Below are 14,644 nucleotides of genomic sequence, written 5' to 3'. Positions count from 1 at the left end.
GCATCGAGGCCGCGTTGACCTCGAACAGGGTCATACCGGAGTCGCCGGTGATGTTGATCAGTACCCCGTGGGCGCCGTCGATCGACAGGTCTTCGAGCCCGACACCGAAGTTCAGCCGCGACAGATCGTTGATCGGATACCCGAAATTGATGTTACCGCCGTAGGAATCCGTCGAATAGGTCGAGATATCGGAGTCTTCGTAGTCGGTTTCGCGATAGAAGACGTTGTAACCGCGCGAGATACCGTCGAGGGTCCAGTACGGATCGGTGAAGCCGAAGTTGATGTTGGTGAACGTGTCGCTTCGCTGCGCACCGATGTTGACCCGGTTACCGGTCCCCAGAAAGTTGCTCTGCGACAGCGCCGCACCGTAGATGACCCCGGCACTCTGGGAGAAGCCGACACTGGCGGAGATGGAACCCGACGGCTGCTCCTGGACGTTGTAGGTGACGTCCAGCTGGTCCGGTTCGCCGGCCACTGGCCGGGTATCCACGTCGACCTGCTTGAAGAACCCCAGCCGTTCGAGACGCTGGCGCGACTGCGAGATCTGGTCGGTGGAGGCCGGCGCGCCTTCCATCTGCACCATTTCGCGCCGCAGCACTTCGTCCTGGGTGGTGGTGTTGCCTTCGAAATTGATCCGGCGCACGTAGGCCCGCCGCCCCGGATCGACGCGGAAGGTGATATCCACCGTATCGCCCGCCTCGTTGACGGTAGGCACGGCCTTGATATCGGCGAAGGCGAAGCCCTCGGCACCGAGCTTCTGGCGCAGCGCTTCCGAGGACTCGGTCAGCTTGCTCTGGGAGTAGTACTCGCCGGACTTGGCGGTCACCAGCGAACGGGCGGTCGACTCGTCGATCTTCAGATCGCCGTCGAAATTGATCTTGTCCAGCTTGTAACGCTTGCCCTCGTCGACGTTGATGGTGACGAAGATGCGGGACTTGTCCGGACTGATCGACACCTGGGTCGAGGTGATGGCGAAGTTGACGTAGCCGCGGTCGAGGTACCACGAGCGCAGCGTTTCCAGGTCGCCGGAAAGCGCCTCGCGAGAATACTCGTCGTCGGAAAACCAGCCGAAGAACCAGCCTGGCTTGTCCTCGAGCTGGAACAGATCGCGCAGCGTGTCGTCGTCGAACGCCTGGTTACCGACGACGTTGATCTGGCGGATCTTGGCGACTTCGCCTTCGTTGATGTTGATATTGACGCGAACCCGGTTGCGCTCGAGCTGTTCGACGGATGTCTTGATGTTCGAACTGTACCGGCCCTGGGACTGGTAGAGCCGTTCCAGCTCGCGCTGCATCTCTTCCAGGGTCGAACGCTGCAGGACCTGGCCTTCGGCCAGCCCCGCATCGCTCAACCCCTTGCGCAGGTCGTCGTCGGATATCTGGGAGTTGCCGTCGATGTTGATCTCGGCGATGGACGGCCGCTCGACCACGTTGACGATCAGCACGTCACCGTCGCGGGAAAGTCGAATGTCGTCGAACAATCCAGTATCGAACAGTTTCTGGGCAGCCTGGCCCAGTTGCTGATCATCGACCGTTTGATCTGCGCTGACGGGGAAAGCGTTGAAGACGGATGCAGCCGAGACGCGTTGCAGCCCCTCTACACGAATATCCGAAATCTCAAAAGGTGCCGCCAGCGCAACGGGAGAGCTGGCCAGCAGAAATCCTGCCAATCCGATGGTCTTGAGTTTCATGCAATCAGTCGCTTCTGTGGGGTCCGCCCGCGTATCGAACAGGCACCTTATACATTTCTCCCTATGACTGACAAGCTCGTCACTCACCACTCATGGGGTCTTCCCGCGCGCCGATGGTCCCGGCGCCGTCCGGCAACGACGTCCTGTCGTCAAAGCCGCATCAAATCGAAGTAGAACGCCATCACCATCAGGCATCCCACCAATGCCACGCCAACGCGCAAGCCCACCGCCTGGGCCGTTTCCGATACCGGCTTGCCTCGAACCAGCTCGATCAGGTAGTAGACCAGGTGACCGCCGTCGAGAACCGGAATCGGCAGCAGATTCAACACCCCCAGACTGATCGACAGATAGGCCAGAAAGCCGATGAACGTCTCGACGCCGCTACGCGCCGAGTCTCCGGCGATACGGGCGATGGTGATCGGCCCGGAGAGGTTCGAGGGCGAAATCCAGCCGACGATCATCTTGCGGATCGAGTCCACCGTCAGCCAGGTCATTTCACCGGTCTTGCTCAGCGCCTGCCCGACAGCCGCCACCGGGCCATAGCGAATCTCGCGCCGATAGGACTCGGGCCACTCGACCGGCCGGGAAGCGGCGCCCACATAGCCGATGTTTTCGCCATCCTCCGCCTGCCTCGCCTCGGGCATCAGCGTGACGTCGCGGGTCACACCATCCCGCTCGACCGTCAGCGACAACTCGGCGCCAGGGTGGCTGCGCACCACGTCGACGAACGCGACCCAGTCGGCGACCGGCGAGCCGTCGACGCTGAGGATACGGTCCTCGGCCTGCAATCCCGCACGACTCGCCGGGCTGTCCTCGAGCACGCGGCCCAGTACCGCCGGCACCTCGGGACGCCAGGGCGTGATGCCGAGCGACGACATCGGCTGCGGCGGATCCTGCCGCACCAGCCACTGCTGCACGGGCACGGCGTGAGTTCGAGTCGCGCCGCCCGCGGGGTCCCGGGTCGTGACGTCCAGCTCGCCGTTGGCACCGATCGCCGCGATCAGCTGGAGGTTGACCTCGTTCCACGAGGGCGTCTCCCGTCCTTCGACGCTGACGATCTCCTGCCCACTCCGAAGCCCGCCCTGGGCCGCGAGCGACCCCGGCGTCACCTCGCCGATCACCGGCGCCACGGTGGTGGAGCCATAGACGAACAGCGCCCAGTAAGCGACCAAGGCCAGCAGCAGATTGGCGATCGGTCCCGCCGCCACGATGGCGATTCTCGCCCAGACGCTCTTGCGATTGAACGCCTGATCCCGCTCTTCCGGCGCCACCGGCCCCTCGCGCTCGTCGAGCATCTTGACGTAGCCGCCGAGCGGGATGGCGGCAATGGCGTATTCCGTACCCTGGCGATCGAAACGCGACCAGAGCGGCTTGCCGAACCCCACCGAGAAGCGCAGAACCTTCACGCCGCAGCGGCGGGCCACCCAGAAATGCCCGAACTCGTGAAACGTGATCAGCAGGCCGAGTACGACGATGACCGCCAGTACGTTCTGGATCGTATCCATCACGCCCGCCCCCTCTGGAAAGATCGTTGATGCAGCAGGCGCTCGGCCGACCGCCGCGCTCGCGCATCCTCGCACAATATCACGTCGAGCGAATCCGCTGCTCGCCTCTCGGTAGCCTCGAGCGTGGCCTCAACCAGCTTGGCAATGCCAAGAAAGGAGAGCTCTCCGTCGAGGAACGCCTGCACCGCGACCTCGTTGGCGGCGTTGAGGGTCGCCGGCGCCGTGCCACCCGCTTCCATCGCCTCCCGGGCCAGCCGCAGACAGGGGAAGCGAGCCTCATCCGGGGCCTCGAAGTCGAGACGCGATATCGCGAACAGGTCCAGTGGCTCGACGCCGGCATCGAGCCTCGCAGGCCAGGCCAGGCCGTAGGCGATCGGCGTGCGCATGTCGGGGTTGCCCATCTGCGCCAGCACCGAACCGTCGGCATATCCGACCATCGAATGAACGATGCTCTGCGGATGAACCACCACCTCGACCTGCCCAGGCGCCGTATCAAACAGCCAACACGCCTCGATCAGTTCGAGCCCCTTGTTCATCATGGTGGCGCTGTCGACGGATATCTTGCGTCCCATCGACCAGTTGGGGTGCGCACACGCCTGCTCGGGCGTGACGTTTTCCAGCGCCTCCAGCGACCAGGTTCGAAACGGTCCGCCCGACGCCGTCAGCAGCAGTCGCGATACCCCGTCGCGGTTCAGCTCGCGGTGTCGACCGGCACGCTGCATAGGAAGACACTGATAGATGGCATTATGTTCCGAGTCGATGGGCAAAAGAGTGGCGTCATGGCGCGACACGGCATCCATGAACAGCCCGCCGGACATCACCAGCGCCTCCTTGTTGGCCAGCAGCACGCGCTTGCCCGCCTCGACCGCTGCCAGCGTCGGCATCAGCCCCGCCGCCCCCATGATGGCTGCCATCACCACGTCCACCTCGGTGGCCCGCGACACTTCCAGCAGGGCAGACTCCCCATGGGAGACCTCGATCTCCGTCAACCGGGCTTCCCGCAGCCGGGAGCGCAGCCACTCGGCATCCTGCGACGTGCCGATCACCGCTCGCTGCGGCTCGAATCGCAGACAGATCTCGAGCAGCGCCTCGCGGGAGCGCTGGGCGGTCACCGCATGAAGCTGATAGCGATCGGCGTGCCGGGCGATCACGTCCAGCGTGCTGCGACCGATGGAGCCGGTCGCGCCCAGCAGTGTGACCTTGCAGGAAGAGGAAGACATCGGTGCGCTATCCCAGCCAGGGGCGGATCAGGGCGAAGAGAGGAACGGCAGCCGTCAGGCTGTCGATACGATCGAGAATGCCACCGTGGCCCGGCAGCAGGTGACTGGAATCCTTCAGCCCGCGAAAGCGCTTGAGCATGCTCTCGAGCAGATCCCCGATGACGGAGACGAACGCCACCACCAGCGCGACCACCAGCAAGGCCAGCGCCTGGCCAAAATCGAGCGAAAGCCACAGCGCATAGAGCAGGACCAGAACCGCAACCGCGACCCAGCCACCGTAGACGCCTTCCCACGATTTGCCCGGGCTGACGCTCGGTGCCAGCTTGCGCCGGCCATAGCGCCGCCCGGCAAAATAGGCCCCGATGTCCGCCACCCAGACCAGCAGCAACACGAACAGCAGCCACTCGCTGCCCTGCTGCCGCAGCTGATAGAGCCCCACCCAGCAGGGCAACAATACCCACACGCCCATGCTCAGGCGCAGCACCGGAGGTTGCCACTGGCCGGTCGCTCCGGGGTAACGCGAGACCCACCAGGTATTGGCCAGCCAGCCGAGCGCACCGAGCCAGAGCGGCCAGCGCGCCACGATCCACCCGGACCACCACGCGACCAGCAGCAGCAGACCGAGACCGGCGGTGTAGAGCAGTCGCGGCTTGACCGCGTCGAATCCGGCCAGACGCGCCCACTCCCAGGCCCCGAGCAGCAGGACGAACGCGGTGAAGGCGGCAAAACCGCCCCCGGAGAGGCCAAACAGGCCGCCGAGGGCCAGTGGCGCCAACACCAGCGCCGTCAGTATTCGCTGTCTAAGCACCCTGAACCTCGACCTGCTGCTGGCTCATGCCGAAACGGCGCTGGCGCTGCTTGAAAGCGTCGATCGCGGCATCGAACGCCGCACCGTCGAAGTCGGGCCAAAGCTCCGGTGCGAACACGAACTCCGCATAGGCAAGCTGCCACAGCAGGAAGTTGGATATCCGCTGCTCTCCACTGGTGCGGATGCACAGGTCGATGGGCGGCTCCTGGCTCAGGCACACCTCGCGATCCAGAGCCGCCTCGTCGACCGCATCCGGACTCATGACCCCATCGGCGACCTTGCGTGCCAGGCGCTGCGCCGCGGACGCGATATCCCAGCGCCCGCCATAGTTGGCGGCCACGACGAGATGCATCCCGGAGTTGTCCCGGGTCAACGCTTCGGCACGATTCATGTGCTTCTGCAGGGAGGGCGAGAAGCGCCGGCGGTCACCGATGATGCTCAGCCGGATGCCGTTCTCGTGGAGCTTCTTCACCTCGCGCTTGAGCACCAGCATGAAGAGCTCCATCAGCGCGCCGACCTCTGCCGAGGGACGACGCCAGTTTTCACTCGAGAAGGCGAATAGGGTCAGGGTCTCGATACGCTGCTCCGCCGCCCGCCGGATGACGGCGCGCAACGACTCGACGCCAGCGCGATGTCCCTGTGCGCTGGAAAGCCCTCTGGCGCGCGCCCAGCGATTGTTGCCATCCATGATGATCGCCACGTGGCGGGGCATCGACGGCATCGCTTGAACGTCACGCGACTGCGTGTCTGTCATGATAGCTCGCAAGACAGGTGGGTAGCGGCGCCCGCGTACCGGAGGACGTCGGGCACCCGGACCCTCATACCTGCATCAGGTCGTGTTCCTTGGTTTCCAGCAGTCGATCGATCTCGCTGACATGCTTGTCGGTCAACTTCTGGATTTCCTCTTCGCCGCGACGCTCGTCGTCTTCGGTGATCTCCTTGTCCTTGAGCAGCGCCTTGAGATCGCCATTGGCATCGCGGCGAATGCTCCGAATCGCGACTCGCGCGTTCTCGGCCTCGGCACGCGCCTGCTTGATATAGTTGCGCCGCGTCTCCTCGGTCAGCGGGGGCATCGGCACGCGAATCACGTTGCCGTTGGTAGCCGGGTTGAGCCCGAGATCGGCGGTCATGATCGCCTTCTCGACCTTCGGCACCATCGGGCGTTCCCAAGGCGTCACGGCTAGCGTCCGAGCGTCCTCGATCGTGATGTTCGAGACCTGGTTGATCGGCACTTGACTGCCGTAGTACTCCACCATCACCGCATCCAGTATGCTCGGATGGGCCCGGCCGGTGCGGATCTTGTGGAAATTGCTCTGGAGCGCATCCAGGCTCTTCTGCATGCGCGCGCCAGCATCTTTCTTGATATCGTCGATCATGTCCTAAACCTCAATCAATCAGCGTGCCTTCTCGCCCACCGACCACCAGATTCAACAGTGCCCCAGGCTTGGTCATGTCGAAGACGCGAACCGGCATGTCATGGTCCCGTACCAGACAGATGGCGGTCAAATCCATTACGCCGAGCTTCTGATCCAGAACCTCATCGTAACTCAACCGCTCGTACTTGACGGCTTCCGGGTGCTTGACCGGGTCCTTGTCGTAGACGCCATCGACCTTGGTTGCCTTGACCACGACGTTGGCGTCGATCTCGATGCCCCGCAGGCAGGCGGCCGAGTCGGTCGTGAAGAAGGGATTGCCCGTACCGGCGGAGAAGATGACCACATCGCCCGACGTCAGATACCGAATCGCGGTCCGCCGGTCGTAGTGTTCGACGACACCACTCATGGGGATCGCCGACATCACTCGCGAACGGATATTGGAACGCTCCCGCGCATCGCGCATCGCCAGGGCGTTCATCACCGTGGCCAGCATGCCCATGTGGTCGCCGGTGACCCGCTCCATGCCCGCCGCGTGCAGCGCCGCACCGCGGAACAGGTTGCCGCCGCCGATGACGATACCGACCTGGACACCGATCCCCACCAGCTGGCCAATCTCCAGCGCCATGCGATCGAGCACCTTGGGGTCGATGCCGAAATCCTGCTCACCGGTCAGCGCCTCGCCTGACAGCTTCAACAATATGCGCTTGTACTTCGACTTGTCGCTACGCTCATTGGGCTTGCTGGGTCGATCGATGACTTCAGGCATGACGCTCTCTCCTGGTTTGACGAGTCGGATTCGGCAGGTGGCAGACGCTCTTCTCATCCGCCGGATACGCGATGGCGTGCGCTTTCGCGCACGCCATCAGAGGGACCGTCCACAGGTGCAAGCACCTGCGCACGATCCCAGGCACTGCAAGGAACTCAGCTGCGGCGAGCCTGTTCCATCACTTCCTTGGCGAAATCGACCTCTTCCTTCTCGATCCCCTCGCCAACCTCGAAGCGCGTGAAGCCGACCACTTCGCCGCCCGCCGTCTTGGCGTACTCGGCAACGGTCTGGTTCGGGTCCTTGACGAAAGGCTGCTCGGTCAGGCTGTTCTCCGCCAGATACTTCTTGAGGCGACCCTGAACCATCTTCTCGGCGATTTCCGCCGGCTTGCCGGCCATGTCCGGCTGGGCCAGGATGATCGCCTTCTCGCTGTCGAGCTGGGCCTGCGGCATGTCTTCCGGACGCGCGACGACCGGGTTGATCGCGGCCACGTGCATGGAGACATCCTTGGCCACTTCCGGGTTGCCACCCTTGAGCACGCTCAGCACGCCGATACGGTCGCCATGGACGTAGGCGCCAACGACACCGCCTTCCGGCGCATCGACGACGACCGCGCGACGCACGGAGATGTTCTCGCCGATCTTCTGCACCAGCTGATTGCGCGCGTCTTCCAGCTCGCCGTCCATGATGGCCGCCACGTCTTCGGACTTGGTCTCGAACACCTTGGCCAGCACCTTGGAGGCAAAGCTCTTAAAGTTGTCGTCACGGGAGACGAAATCGGTCTCCGAGTTGACTTCCAGCATCGCGGCGTAGCTGCCGTCTTCGGCGACTCGGGTCAGAATCGCGCCTTCGGCGGCCGTGCGGCCCGCTTTCTTGGCGGCCTTCAGGCCGGAATTCTTGCGCAGATCCTCGATCGCGCGCTCGATGTCACCGTCGGCTTCGGTCAATGCCTTCTTGCATTCCATCATGCCGAGACCGGTACGCTCACGCAGTTCCTTGACTAGAGAAGCGCTGATAGCTGCCATGTTCTACCCCTGAGAATCGCTGTTTCGTCTGACGAACGACGCCACGCGAGCGTCGCTCCGGGTGTAAAAAGGGGGCTATGGAGCCCCCTTGTGTCTGCGCCGATATCGGCGAACCGACTGCCGCCCTGCGGGAGCATGCTCAGCGCAGACTCGATGCCGTTCTCTCGATTACTGAGCGGCTTCGCTGGTCTCGCTCACCTCGACGAACTCGTCGGGACGACCTTCCTTCGCCTTGCCGCAAGCGTCGGCGATCGCCTGCACATAGATCTGAATGGCACGAATGGAATCGTCGTTACCCGGGATGACGTAATCGACGCCGTCCGGGTTGGAGTTGGTGTCGACCACACCGATCACCGGAATACCAAGCTTGTTGGCTTCGTTGATCGCGATGCGCTCGTGATCGACGTCGATCACGAACAGCGCGTCGGGCAGACCACCCATCTCCTTGATGCCGCCGATGGAACGCTCGAGCTTGTCCTGCTCGCGCGTTGCCATCAGCACTTCTTTCTTGGTCAGCTTCTCGAACGTGCCATCTTCGCGCATGGTTTCGAGCTCGCGCAGGCGCTTGATCGACTGGCGGATGGTCTTGTAGTTGGTCAGCATGCCGCCCAGCCAGCGATGGTTGACGAACGGCTGACCGACGCGAGTGGCTTCTTCCTTGATGATCTTGCTGGCGGAACGCTTGGTGCCGACGAACAGGATCTTGTTGCTGGAAGAGGCCATCTTCTCGACGATGCCAGTCGCTTCCAGCAGTGCCGGGAGCGTATGCTCGAGGTTGATGATGTGAATCTTGTTACGTGCGCCGAAGATGTACTGCCCCATCTTCGGGTTCCAGTAACGGGTCTGGTGACCGAAGTGTGCGCCTGCCTTGAGCAGATCGCGCATATTGACTTGTGCCATGATGACTCCTAAAGAATCGGGTTAGGCCTCCACACACCCCATGGATCCGACCGCTCGGCTAGACCGTCGCGGCACCCGGGACCATGTGTCGGTGCGTGTGTGTTTTTGATGACGCGGCCCTCGTTCGAAAGCCGTCGCCGCTACTGACTCGACCGCCCTGCGACAGCGTAGAGACGCCTGTCGCGGGCCAGATCGCCCATCCTCGCCGGAACGTGTCGACGGGCAATTGCAGTCGAGCGCGCGGATTTATACCATAGAAGACGCACAAGATGAAGTCGCCGGTCGTCTAAGACCGCTCCCGGGCGAGCCATTCATCGCCATCCGGAACGACTCATCCTCCTATTGCCCCATTGCGAGAGCGCATGAACATTCCACGCAAGACGCCCGACGAAATCGAAAAAATGCGCGAAGCCGGCCGCCAGGCCGCCGCAGTGTTCGAGATGATCATCCCGCACGTCACGGCCGGCGCCTCCACTGGTGAGCTGGACCGGCTCTGCCACGATTTCATCGTCAAGGAGTTGGGCTCGACCCCCGCGCCGCTCGACTACCACGGATTTCCCAAGTCGATCTGCACCTCGATAAACCACGTCGTCTGCCACGGCATCCCCGACTTCGACAAGAAGCTCAAGAACGGCGACATCATGAATATCGATATCACCGTGAAGACCCAGGATGGCTATCACGGCGACAGCAGCATGATGTTCGTCATCGGTGACACGATACAGGGTGAGCGCCTCTGCCGCGTCACTCAGGAGAGCCTCTATAAAGGTATCGCCGAAGTCAGGCCGGGCGCCAGGCTGTCGACCATCGCCCGGGTGATCCAGAACCATGCCGAGAAAGCCGGCTACTCCGTGGTCCGGGATTTCTGCGGTCACGGCATCGGCGCAGGCTTCCACGAGGAACCGCAGGTGCTGCATTATGATGGCTACGCGCCGGAAGCCGATGCCGAACTGGCCGAAGGCATGTGCCTGACCATCGAGCCGATGCTCAACGCCGGTGGCTATCGCACCAAGGTATTGAAGGACGGATGGACGGCAGTGACCAAGGACAAGAGCCTGTCGGCGCAGTGGGAACACACTCTGCTGGTCACCGCTTCCGGCGTGGAGGTCCTGACGGCCCGTTCCGACGAAGATTTCGGCTTCCTGACGGACTGATCGTCGCCCGCCTGCTGCCTCGCCTCCGGAGACGCCCGTCGCATGCTGCTGCACCACTATCGTTTTCAACCCGACGAAACACTATTCGATGCAGCGGCCTTTCGCGAGGAGCTGGCGCGTGACTCCCAACCCGTCGCGCTGTTCAAGCTGGCGCTGAAGACGATCCGCGAGCGCCTCGACGACCGTTTTCGCGGCGGCGCCGATGTGCGCGACCTGGTTTACGGCCGCGCCTGGTGCCTGGACCGACTGCTCGAGATCGCCTGGGAGCGGTTCGAGTGGCCGGACGACAACGTCGCCCTGCTGGCCGTCGGTGGCTACGGTCGCGGCGAGCTGCACCCCTACTCCGACATCGACCTGCTGCTGCTGCTCGGCACGGACGACGACACGCCCTATCGCGAGTCGCTGACGGGGTTCATCACCCTGCTGTGGGATATCGGCCTCGAGGTCGGGCAGAGCGTGCGTTCGCTCAATGACTGCGAGCGGGAGGCCCGAAGCGACATCACGGTCATCACCAACCTGCTGGAAACCCGCACCCTGGCGGGCCCGGAAACCCTGCGCAGCGCCATGCGGGAGCGCCTCTCCACCCGCCACATGTGGTCGTCGGCGGCGTTCTTCGAAGGCAAGTGGCAGGAGCAGATCGCCCGCCACTACAAGCACGACAACTCCGAGTATCACCTCGAGCCCAACCTCAAGAGCGCGCCGGGCGGCCTGCGCGACATCCAGATGATCGGCTGGGTGGCCAAGCGCCATTTCGGCCCCCTGCGCTATGAAGACGTCGTCGCACAGGGCTTCATGAACGATGCCGAGCTGCGGATCCTCAGCCAGGGCCAGGCGTTCCTGTGGCAGATTCGCTACGCCCTGCACATGATCGCCGGGCGTGCCGAGGATCGCATGCTGTTCGACCACCAGCGCGCCCTGGCCAAGCTGTTCGGCTACGCGGACACACCGCAGCGGTTGGCAGTCGAGCAATTCATGAAAGCCTACTACCGCCACGTCACCGCCCTGGCGGGACTGAACGACATGCTGCTGCAGCATTTCGATGAAGTGATTCTCCACGCCGGCGAGGCGCTCGAGGTCAAGCCGATCAACGGGCGCTTCGAGAATCGGGGTGGCTACATTCAGCTCCGTCACCCCAACGTCTTCCTGCGGCGCCCCGGCGCGCTGCTGGAGCTGTTCCTGCTGATGGCCCAGCATCCGGAGATCGAGGGCGTCCGGGCCGACACCATCCGTCAGATTCGCGATCATCGCCACTTGATCGACGACGCTTTCCGCGACGACCTGCGCCACCAGAGCCTGTTCATGGAACTGCTACGCAGTGGCGGCGATGTCCCCACCCAGCTCACCCGCATGAATCGCTACGGGGTGCTGGGCAAGTATCTGCCCGAGTTCGGCGAGGCCGTCGGCCTGATGCAGCACGACCTGTTTCACATCTATACCGTCGACGCGCACACCCTGCGCCTGCTCAGTTTCCTGCAGCGTTTTCGCGAAGAGCGGGATACCGACGAATACACCGTCGCCATCGATGTGATTCAGAAACTGCCCAAGCTCGAACTACTGTGGATTGCCGGGCTCTATCACGACATCGGCAAGGGCCGTGGCGGCGATCATTCGAAACTCGGCGCCGTCGATGCCGCCGGGTTCTGCCGTCGCCATGCATTGTCGAGCTGGGATACGCAGCTGGTGACCTGGCTGGTCGAGCACCACCTGCTGATGTCGAAGACGGCACAGAAGCGCGACATCTCCGACCCGGACGTGATCCACGCCTTCGCCCGCACGGTGCGCGACGAGACCCACCTCGACTATCTCTACGTGCTCACCGTCGCCGATATCAGCGCCACCAACCCGACGCTATGGAACGGCTGGCGCGCCTCGCTGATGCGCCAGCTCTACACCGAGACCCGCCGCGTGCTGCGCCGGGGCCTCGACAACACCGTCGACCGACAGGGCTGGGTCAGCGAGACCCGCGAGGAGGCGCTGGGGCTGCTGCGGACCGTCGGCGCCGACGTGACCCGCGTCGCGGCACTCTGGCAGACCTTCGGCGAAGACTACTTCCTGCAGTACACGCCCAGCGAGATCGTCTGGCAGACCCAGGGGATTCTCGCCCATCACGACGACCACCTGCCGCTGGTGCTGGTCAGTGCGCCCAGCGAGGACATGACCGAGGGCGGCACCAAGCTGTTCATTCATACGCGCTCGGCCGACGACCTGTTCGCCGCGACGGCGGCCGCCATCGAGCAACTGGGCCTGTCGATCCACGATGCCCGCATCGCCACCTCCAGCGACGACTGGACGCTCAACACCTTCATCCTGCTCGACGACGACGACGACGCCATCCGCGATCCGGCGCGACTGGAGACGATCCGCCGACACCTGGTCGAGGAGCTCGACGATCCCGACGACTACCCCCAGATCGTCAGCCGTCACACCCCTCGGCAACTGAAGCACTTCCGCGTACCGGTGGAGGTGATCATCGAGCAGGACCCCGCCAACGCGCGCACTTCGCTGGAGCTGATCGCCCCCGATCGCCCGGGACTGCTGGCCCGGGTCGGCCGCATCTTCATGGAGCAGAACATCGCGCTGTCGACGGCAAAGATCGCCACGCTCGGCGAGCGGGTCGAGGACGTCTTCTTCATCACCGACAAGCACGGACGGCCGCTGACCGATCCCGAAGCCCAGGCACGACTGCGCGAGCGCCTGTACCAGGTCCTGGACGTGTAGCGCCCGGTCGTGCCAGCTCCAGATCTCCTCAATCGGCCGGTGCGGGGTTGGCCTTCAGCCAAGCCCGCATCTGTTCTATCTCGGCCTGCTGGGCCTCGATGATCTTTTGAGCCAGCGCTCGCATTTCCGGATCCTTGCCGTGATCGAGCTCGACCTCGGCCATCGCCACTGCCCCCATGTGATGGGCCAGCATGCCGGTGGCAAAGTCGACATCCGGATCACCGCTGTTGGCCAGCTCCATGTCGTGCTGCATTCTCGTCGCCGCCTCACGGTAGGCCTCGCTGGCCTCGCTGGATTGTCCGGACGCGTCGGAACGGACCTGATGGTCACCATGACCATCGCCATGCTGCTGAGCTAGACCACTGGCGGCAAACACCAGTGAGCCAGCGGCTGCGATACCGGCCAACCAGCGCCTTGAAGTCGTCATTCGTCAATTCTCCCCAGGGAAACATCCGACGCTAGCACCCTGGTGTCACCCATAGGTCAAGCGCGACCCGAGACGCTCGACTGTCGTTTCATCGACACCAGTCGGACCGGGCCCCGACCGACACGCGGCTGGCGTCGCAGCGGTGCGGTTTGAGCCGCCGTCCGTGGGCGCCTATAATCTGCCGCTTCTCCGGCAGCGCCCGACAGGCCAGCGACATGACCATCACCGTTTACGGCATCAAGACCTGCGACACCTGCCGCAAGGCCCGCCGCCAGCTCGACGAGCTGGGTATCCCGTATCGCTATCACGACCTGCGGGAGGACGGACTCGATCCGCAACGACTGGATGCCTTTCTGGCCACCGCCAGCTGGCAGACACTGCTGAACACCCGCAGCACCACCTGGCGACAGCTCGATGCCGCGGACAAGGAGCCGCTGGACGCCGAGCGCGCGCGCGAGCTGATGCTGGCCAACCCGACATTGCTGAAGCGCCCGCTACTGCAGCGCACCGGCCCTGCCGGCCAGGACACCCTGATCGTCGGCTTCGATCCCGCCCGCTACGCGACGCTGGACTAGCGGGCGAACTCGCGCCGGCCCACGACCTTCCAAGACACCCTTTCACCGAACACGATGAGGAACCTGCGATGTTGAGCTTCGCGCTAGGAATCGGCACCCAGAACAGCCAGGGCGACTGGCTCGAAGTCTACTATCCGGCTCCGCTGCATCAGCCCGCCGCCGATCTCGTCGCCGCCGCACGCCAGGCACTGGGTGCCGATGCCAGCGAGGAAGTCGTCAGTTTCCTGCCGGAGCACGCGACTGGGCTCGCCGCGGCGCTGCGAGCAGCTGGCGCCGCCGACCAGGCCGAACTCGCCGAGTCGTTCGTCGATGCCAGGCGCCCGCTGGTCGCGGTGTTCCTGAGCGACGATCATGCGCCGGCCAGCGTGCCGGAGGTCTATCTGAAGCTGCATCTGCTGTCCCATCGGCTGATCAAGCCCCATGGCGTCAAGCTCGATGGCATGTTCGGCCTGCTCAAGAACATCGCCTGGACCAACGAAG

Annotated in this window: 14 protein-coding genes; 4 read left to right on the top strand and 10 right to left on the bottom strand. The window is 63.8% G+C overall.

Annotated features, from left to right (window positions below; genetic code table 11):
* The 9 genes from bamA to rpsB all read right to left on the bottom strand — a co-directional run.
* Positions 1-1,690 (bottom strand): outer membrane protein assembly factor BamA (gene bamA, locus AC3AYF_RS10070; RefSeq protein ID WP_487779695.1); only part of this gene is annotated, 1,690 nt, incomplete at its 3' end.
* 149 nt (positions 1,691-1,839) lie between these two features.
* Positions 1,840-3,195, bottom strand: a complete 1,356-nt coding sequence (gene rseP / locus AC3AYF_RS10065; RefSeq protein WP_295038088.1) for a sigma E protease regulator RseP — start codon at positions 3,193-3,195, stop codon at positions 1,840-1,842.
* Positions 3,195-4,415, bottom strand: a complete 1,221-nt coding sequence (gene ispC / locus AC3AYF_RS10060) for a 1-deoxy-D-xylulose-5-phosphate reductoisomerase (RefSeq protein WP_295038076.1) — start codon at positions 4,413-4,415, stop codon at positions 3,195-3,197. The genes rseP and ispC overlap by 1 nt, the downstream gene beginning before the upstream one ends.
* 7 nt (positions 4,416-4,422) lie before the next feature.
* Positions 4,423-5,223, bottom strand: coding sequence for a phosphatidate cytidylyltransferase (locus tag AC3AYF_RS10055; RefSeq protein ID WP_295038073.1), 801 nt, complete (start codon positions 5,221-5,223; stop codon positions 4,423-4,425).
* Positions 5,216-5,977 carry a polyprenyl diphosphate synthase gene (uppS, locus tag AC3AYF_RS10050; RefSeq protein ID WP_295038072.1) on the bottom strand — a complete coding sequence of 254 codons (762 nt, stop codon included), beginning with the start codon at positions 5,975-5,977 and terminating at the stop codon, positions 5,216-5,218. Before uppS ends, AC3AYF_RS10055 begins: the two co-directional genes overlap by 8 nt.
* A gap of 64 nt (positions 5,978-6,041) precedes the next feature.
* On the bottom strand, positions 6,042-6,599 hold the full coding sequence (gene frr, locus AC3AYF_RS10045; RefSeq protein WP_295038070.1) for a ribosome recycling factor: 558 nt from the start codon (positions 6,597-6,599) through the stop codon (positions 6,042-6,044).
* A gap of 10 nt (positions 6,600-6,609) precedes the next feature.
* A complete protein-coding gene (pyrH, locus tag AC3AYF_RS10040; protein ID WP_487779694.1) occupies positions 6,610-7,365 on the bottom strand; it encodes a UMP kinase in 756 nt (251 codons plus the stop codon).
* Positions 7,366-7,520: 155 nt separating this feature from the next.
* Entirely contained in the window at positions 7,521-8,390 is an 870-nt protein-coding gene (gene tsf / locus AC3AYF_RS10035) for a translation elongation factor Ts (protein WP_110714747.1), read from the bottom strand.
* A 168-nt stretch (positions 8,391-8,558) separates the two neighbouring features.
* Positions 8,559-9,290: a 30S ribosomal protein S2 gene (gene rpsB, locus AC3AYF_RS10030; RefSeq protein WP_295038066.1), complete on the bottom strand. Its 732-nt coding sequence runs from the start codon at positions 9,288-9,290 to the stop codon at positions 8,559-8,561.
* 362 nt (positions 9,291-9,652) lie between these two features.
* On the opposite strand from rpsB, the gene map reads away from it, so the two are divergent.
* On the top strand, positions 9,653-10,444 hold the full coding sequence (gene map / locus AC3AYF_RS10025; protein WP_295038062.1) for a type I methionyl aminopeptidase: 792 nt from the start codon (positions 9,653-9,655) through the stop codon (positions 10,442-10,444).
* A 42-nt stretch (positions 10,445-10,486) separates the two neighbouring features.
* Positions 10,487-13,162, top strand: coding sequence for a [protein-PII] uridylyltransferase (locus AC3AYF_RS10020; RefSeq protein ID WP_487779693.1), 2,676 nt, complete (start codon positions 10,487-10,489; stop codon positions 13,160-13,162).
* Positions 13,163-13,190: 28 nt separating this feature from the next.
* Here AC3AYF_RS10020 and copM read toward each other — a convergent pair whose 3' ends face one another.
* On the bottom strand, positions 13,191-13,589 hold the full coding sequence (copM, locus tag AC3AYF_RS10015) for a CopM family metallochaperone (RefSeq protein WP_295038056.1): 399 nt from the start codon (positions 13,587-13,589) through the stop codon (positions 13,191-13,193).
* A 215-nt stretch (positions 13,590-13,804) separates the two neighbouring features.
* Between copM and AC3AYF_RS10010 the strand changes: the two genes are divergently transcribed.
* Both AC3AYF_RS10010 and AC3AYF_RS10005 read left to right on the top strand, forming a co-directional pair.
* Positions 13,805-14,164 (top strand): ArsC family reductase, encoded by a 360-nt coding sequence (locus AC3AYF_RS10010; protein ID WP_295038054.1) that lies wholly within the window; start codon positions 13,805-13,807, stop codon positions 14,162-14,164.
* Between the two features lie 68 nt (positions 14,165-14,232).
* Positions 14,233-14,644: tetrahydrodipicolinate N-succinyltransferase N-terminal domain-containing protein (locus tag AC3AYF_RS10005; RefSeq protein ID WP_487779692.1), on the top strand; the 412-nt coding region annotated here is incomplete at its 3' end.

It is taken from the genome of Salinicola sp. (assembly GCF_982684285.1).
This window is presented reverse-complemented; position numbering and strand designations above follow the sequence as displayed.

What these genes read in the sequence shown, in the direction of transcription:
- rpsB (WP_295038066.1), bottom strand. Translation starts at nt 9,290, where the DNA reads ATGGCACAAGTCAATATGCGCGATCTGCTCAAGGCAGGCGCACACTTC.
- tsf (WP_110714747.1), bottom strand. Translation starts at nt 8,390, where the DNA reads ATGGCAGCTATCAGCGCTTCTCTAGTCAAGGAACTGCGTGAGCGTACC.
- ispC (WP_295038076.1), bottom strand. Translation starts at nt 4,415, where the DNA reads ATGTCTTCCTCTTCCTGCAAGGTCACACTGCTGGGCGCGACCGGCTCC.
- AC3AYF_RS10020 (WP_487779693.1), top strand. Translation starts at nt 10,487, where the DNA reads ATGCTGCTGCACCACTATCGTTTTCAACCCGACGAAACACTATTCGAT.
- uppS (WP_295038072.1), bottom strand. Translation starts at nt 5,977, where the DNA reads ATGACAGACACGCAGTCGCGTGACGTTCAAGCGATGCCGTCGATGCCC.
- copM (WP_295038056.1), bottom strand. Translation starts at nt 13,589, where the DNA reads ATGACGACTTCAAGGCGCTGGTTGGCCGGTATCGCAGCCGCTGGCTCA.
- pyrH (WP_487779694.1), bottom strand. Translation starts at nt 7,365, where the DNA reads ATGCCTGAAGTCATCGATCGACCCAGCAAGCCCAATGAGCGTAGCGAC.
- map (WP_295038062.1), top strand. Translation starts at nt 9,653, where the DNA reads ATGAACATTCCACGCAAGACGCCCGACGAAATCGAAAAAATGCGCGAA.
- AC3AYF_RS10010 (WP_295038054.1), top strand. Translation starts at nt 13,805, where the DNA reads ATGACCATCACCGTTTACGGCATCAAGACCTGCGACACCTGCCGCAAG.
- frr (WP_295038070.1), bottom strand. Translation starts at nt 6,599, where the DNA reads ATGATCGACGATATCAAGAAAGATGCTGGCGCGCGCATGCAGAAGAGC.
- rseP (WP_295038088.1), bottom strand. Translation starts at nt 3,195, where the DNA reads ATGGATACGATCCAGAACGTACTGGCGGTCATCGTCGTACTCGGCCTG.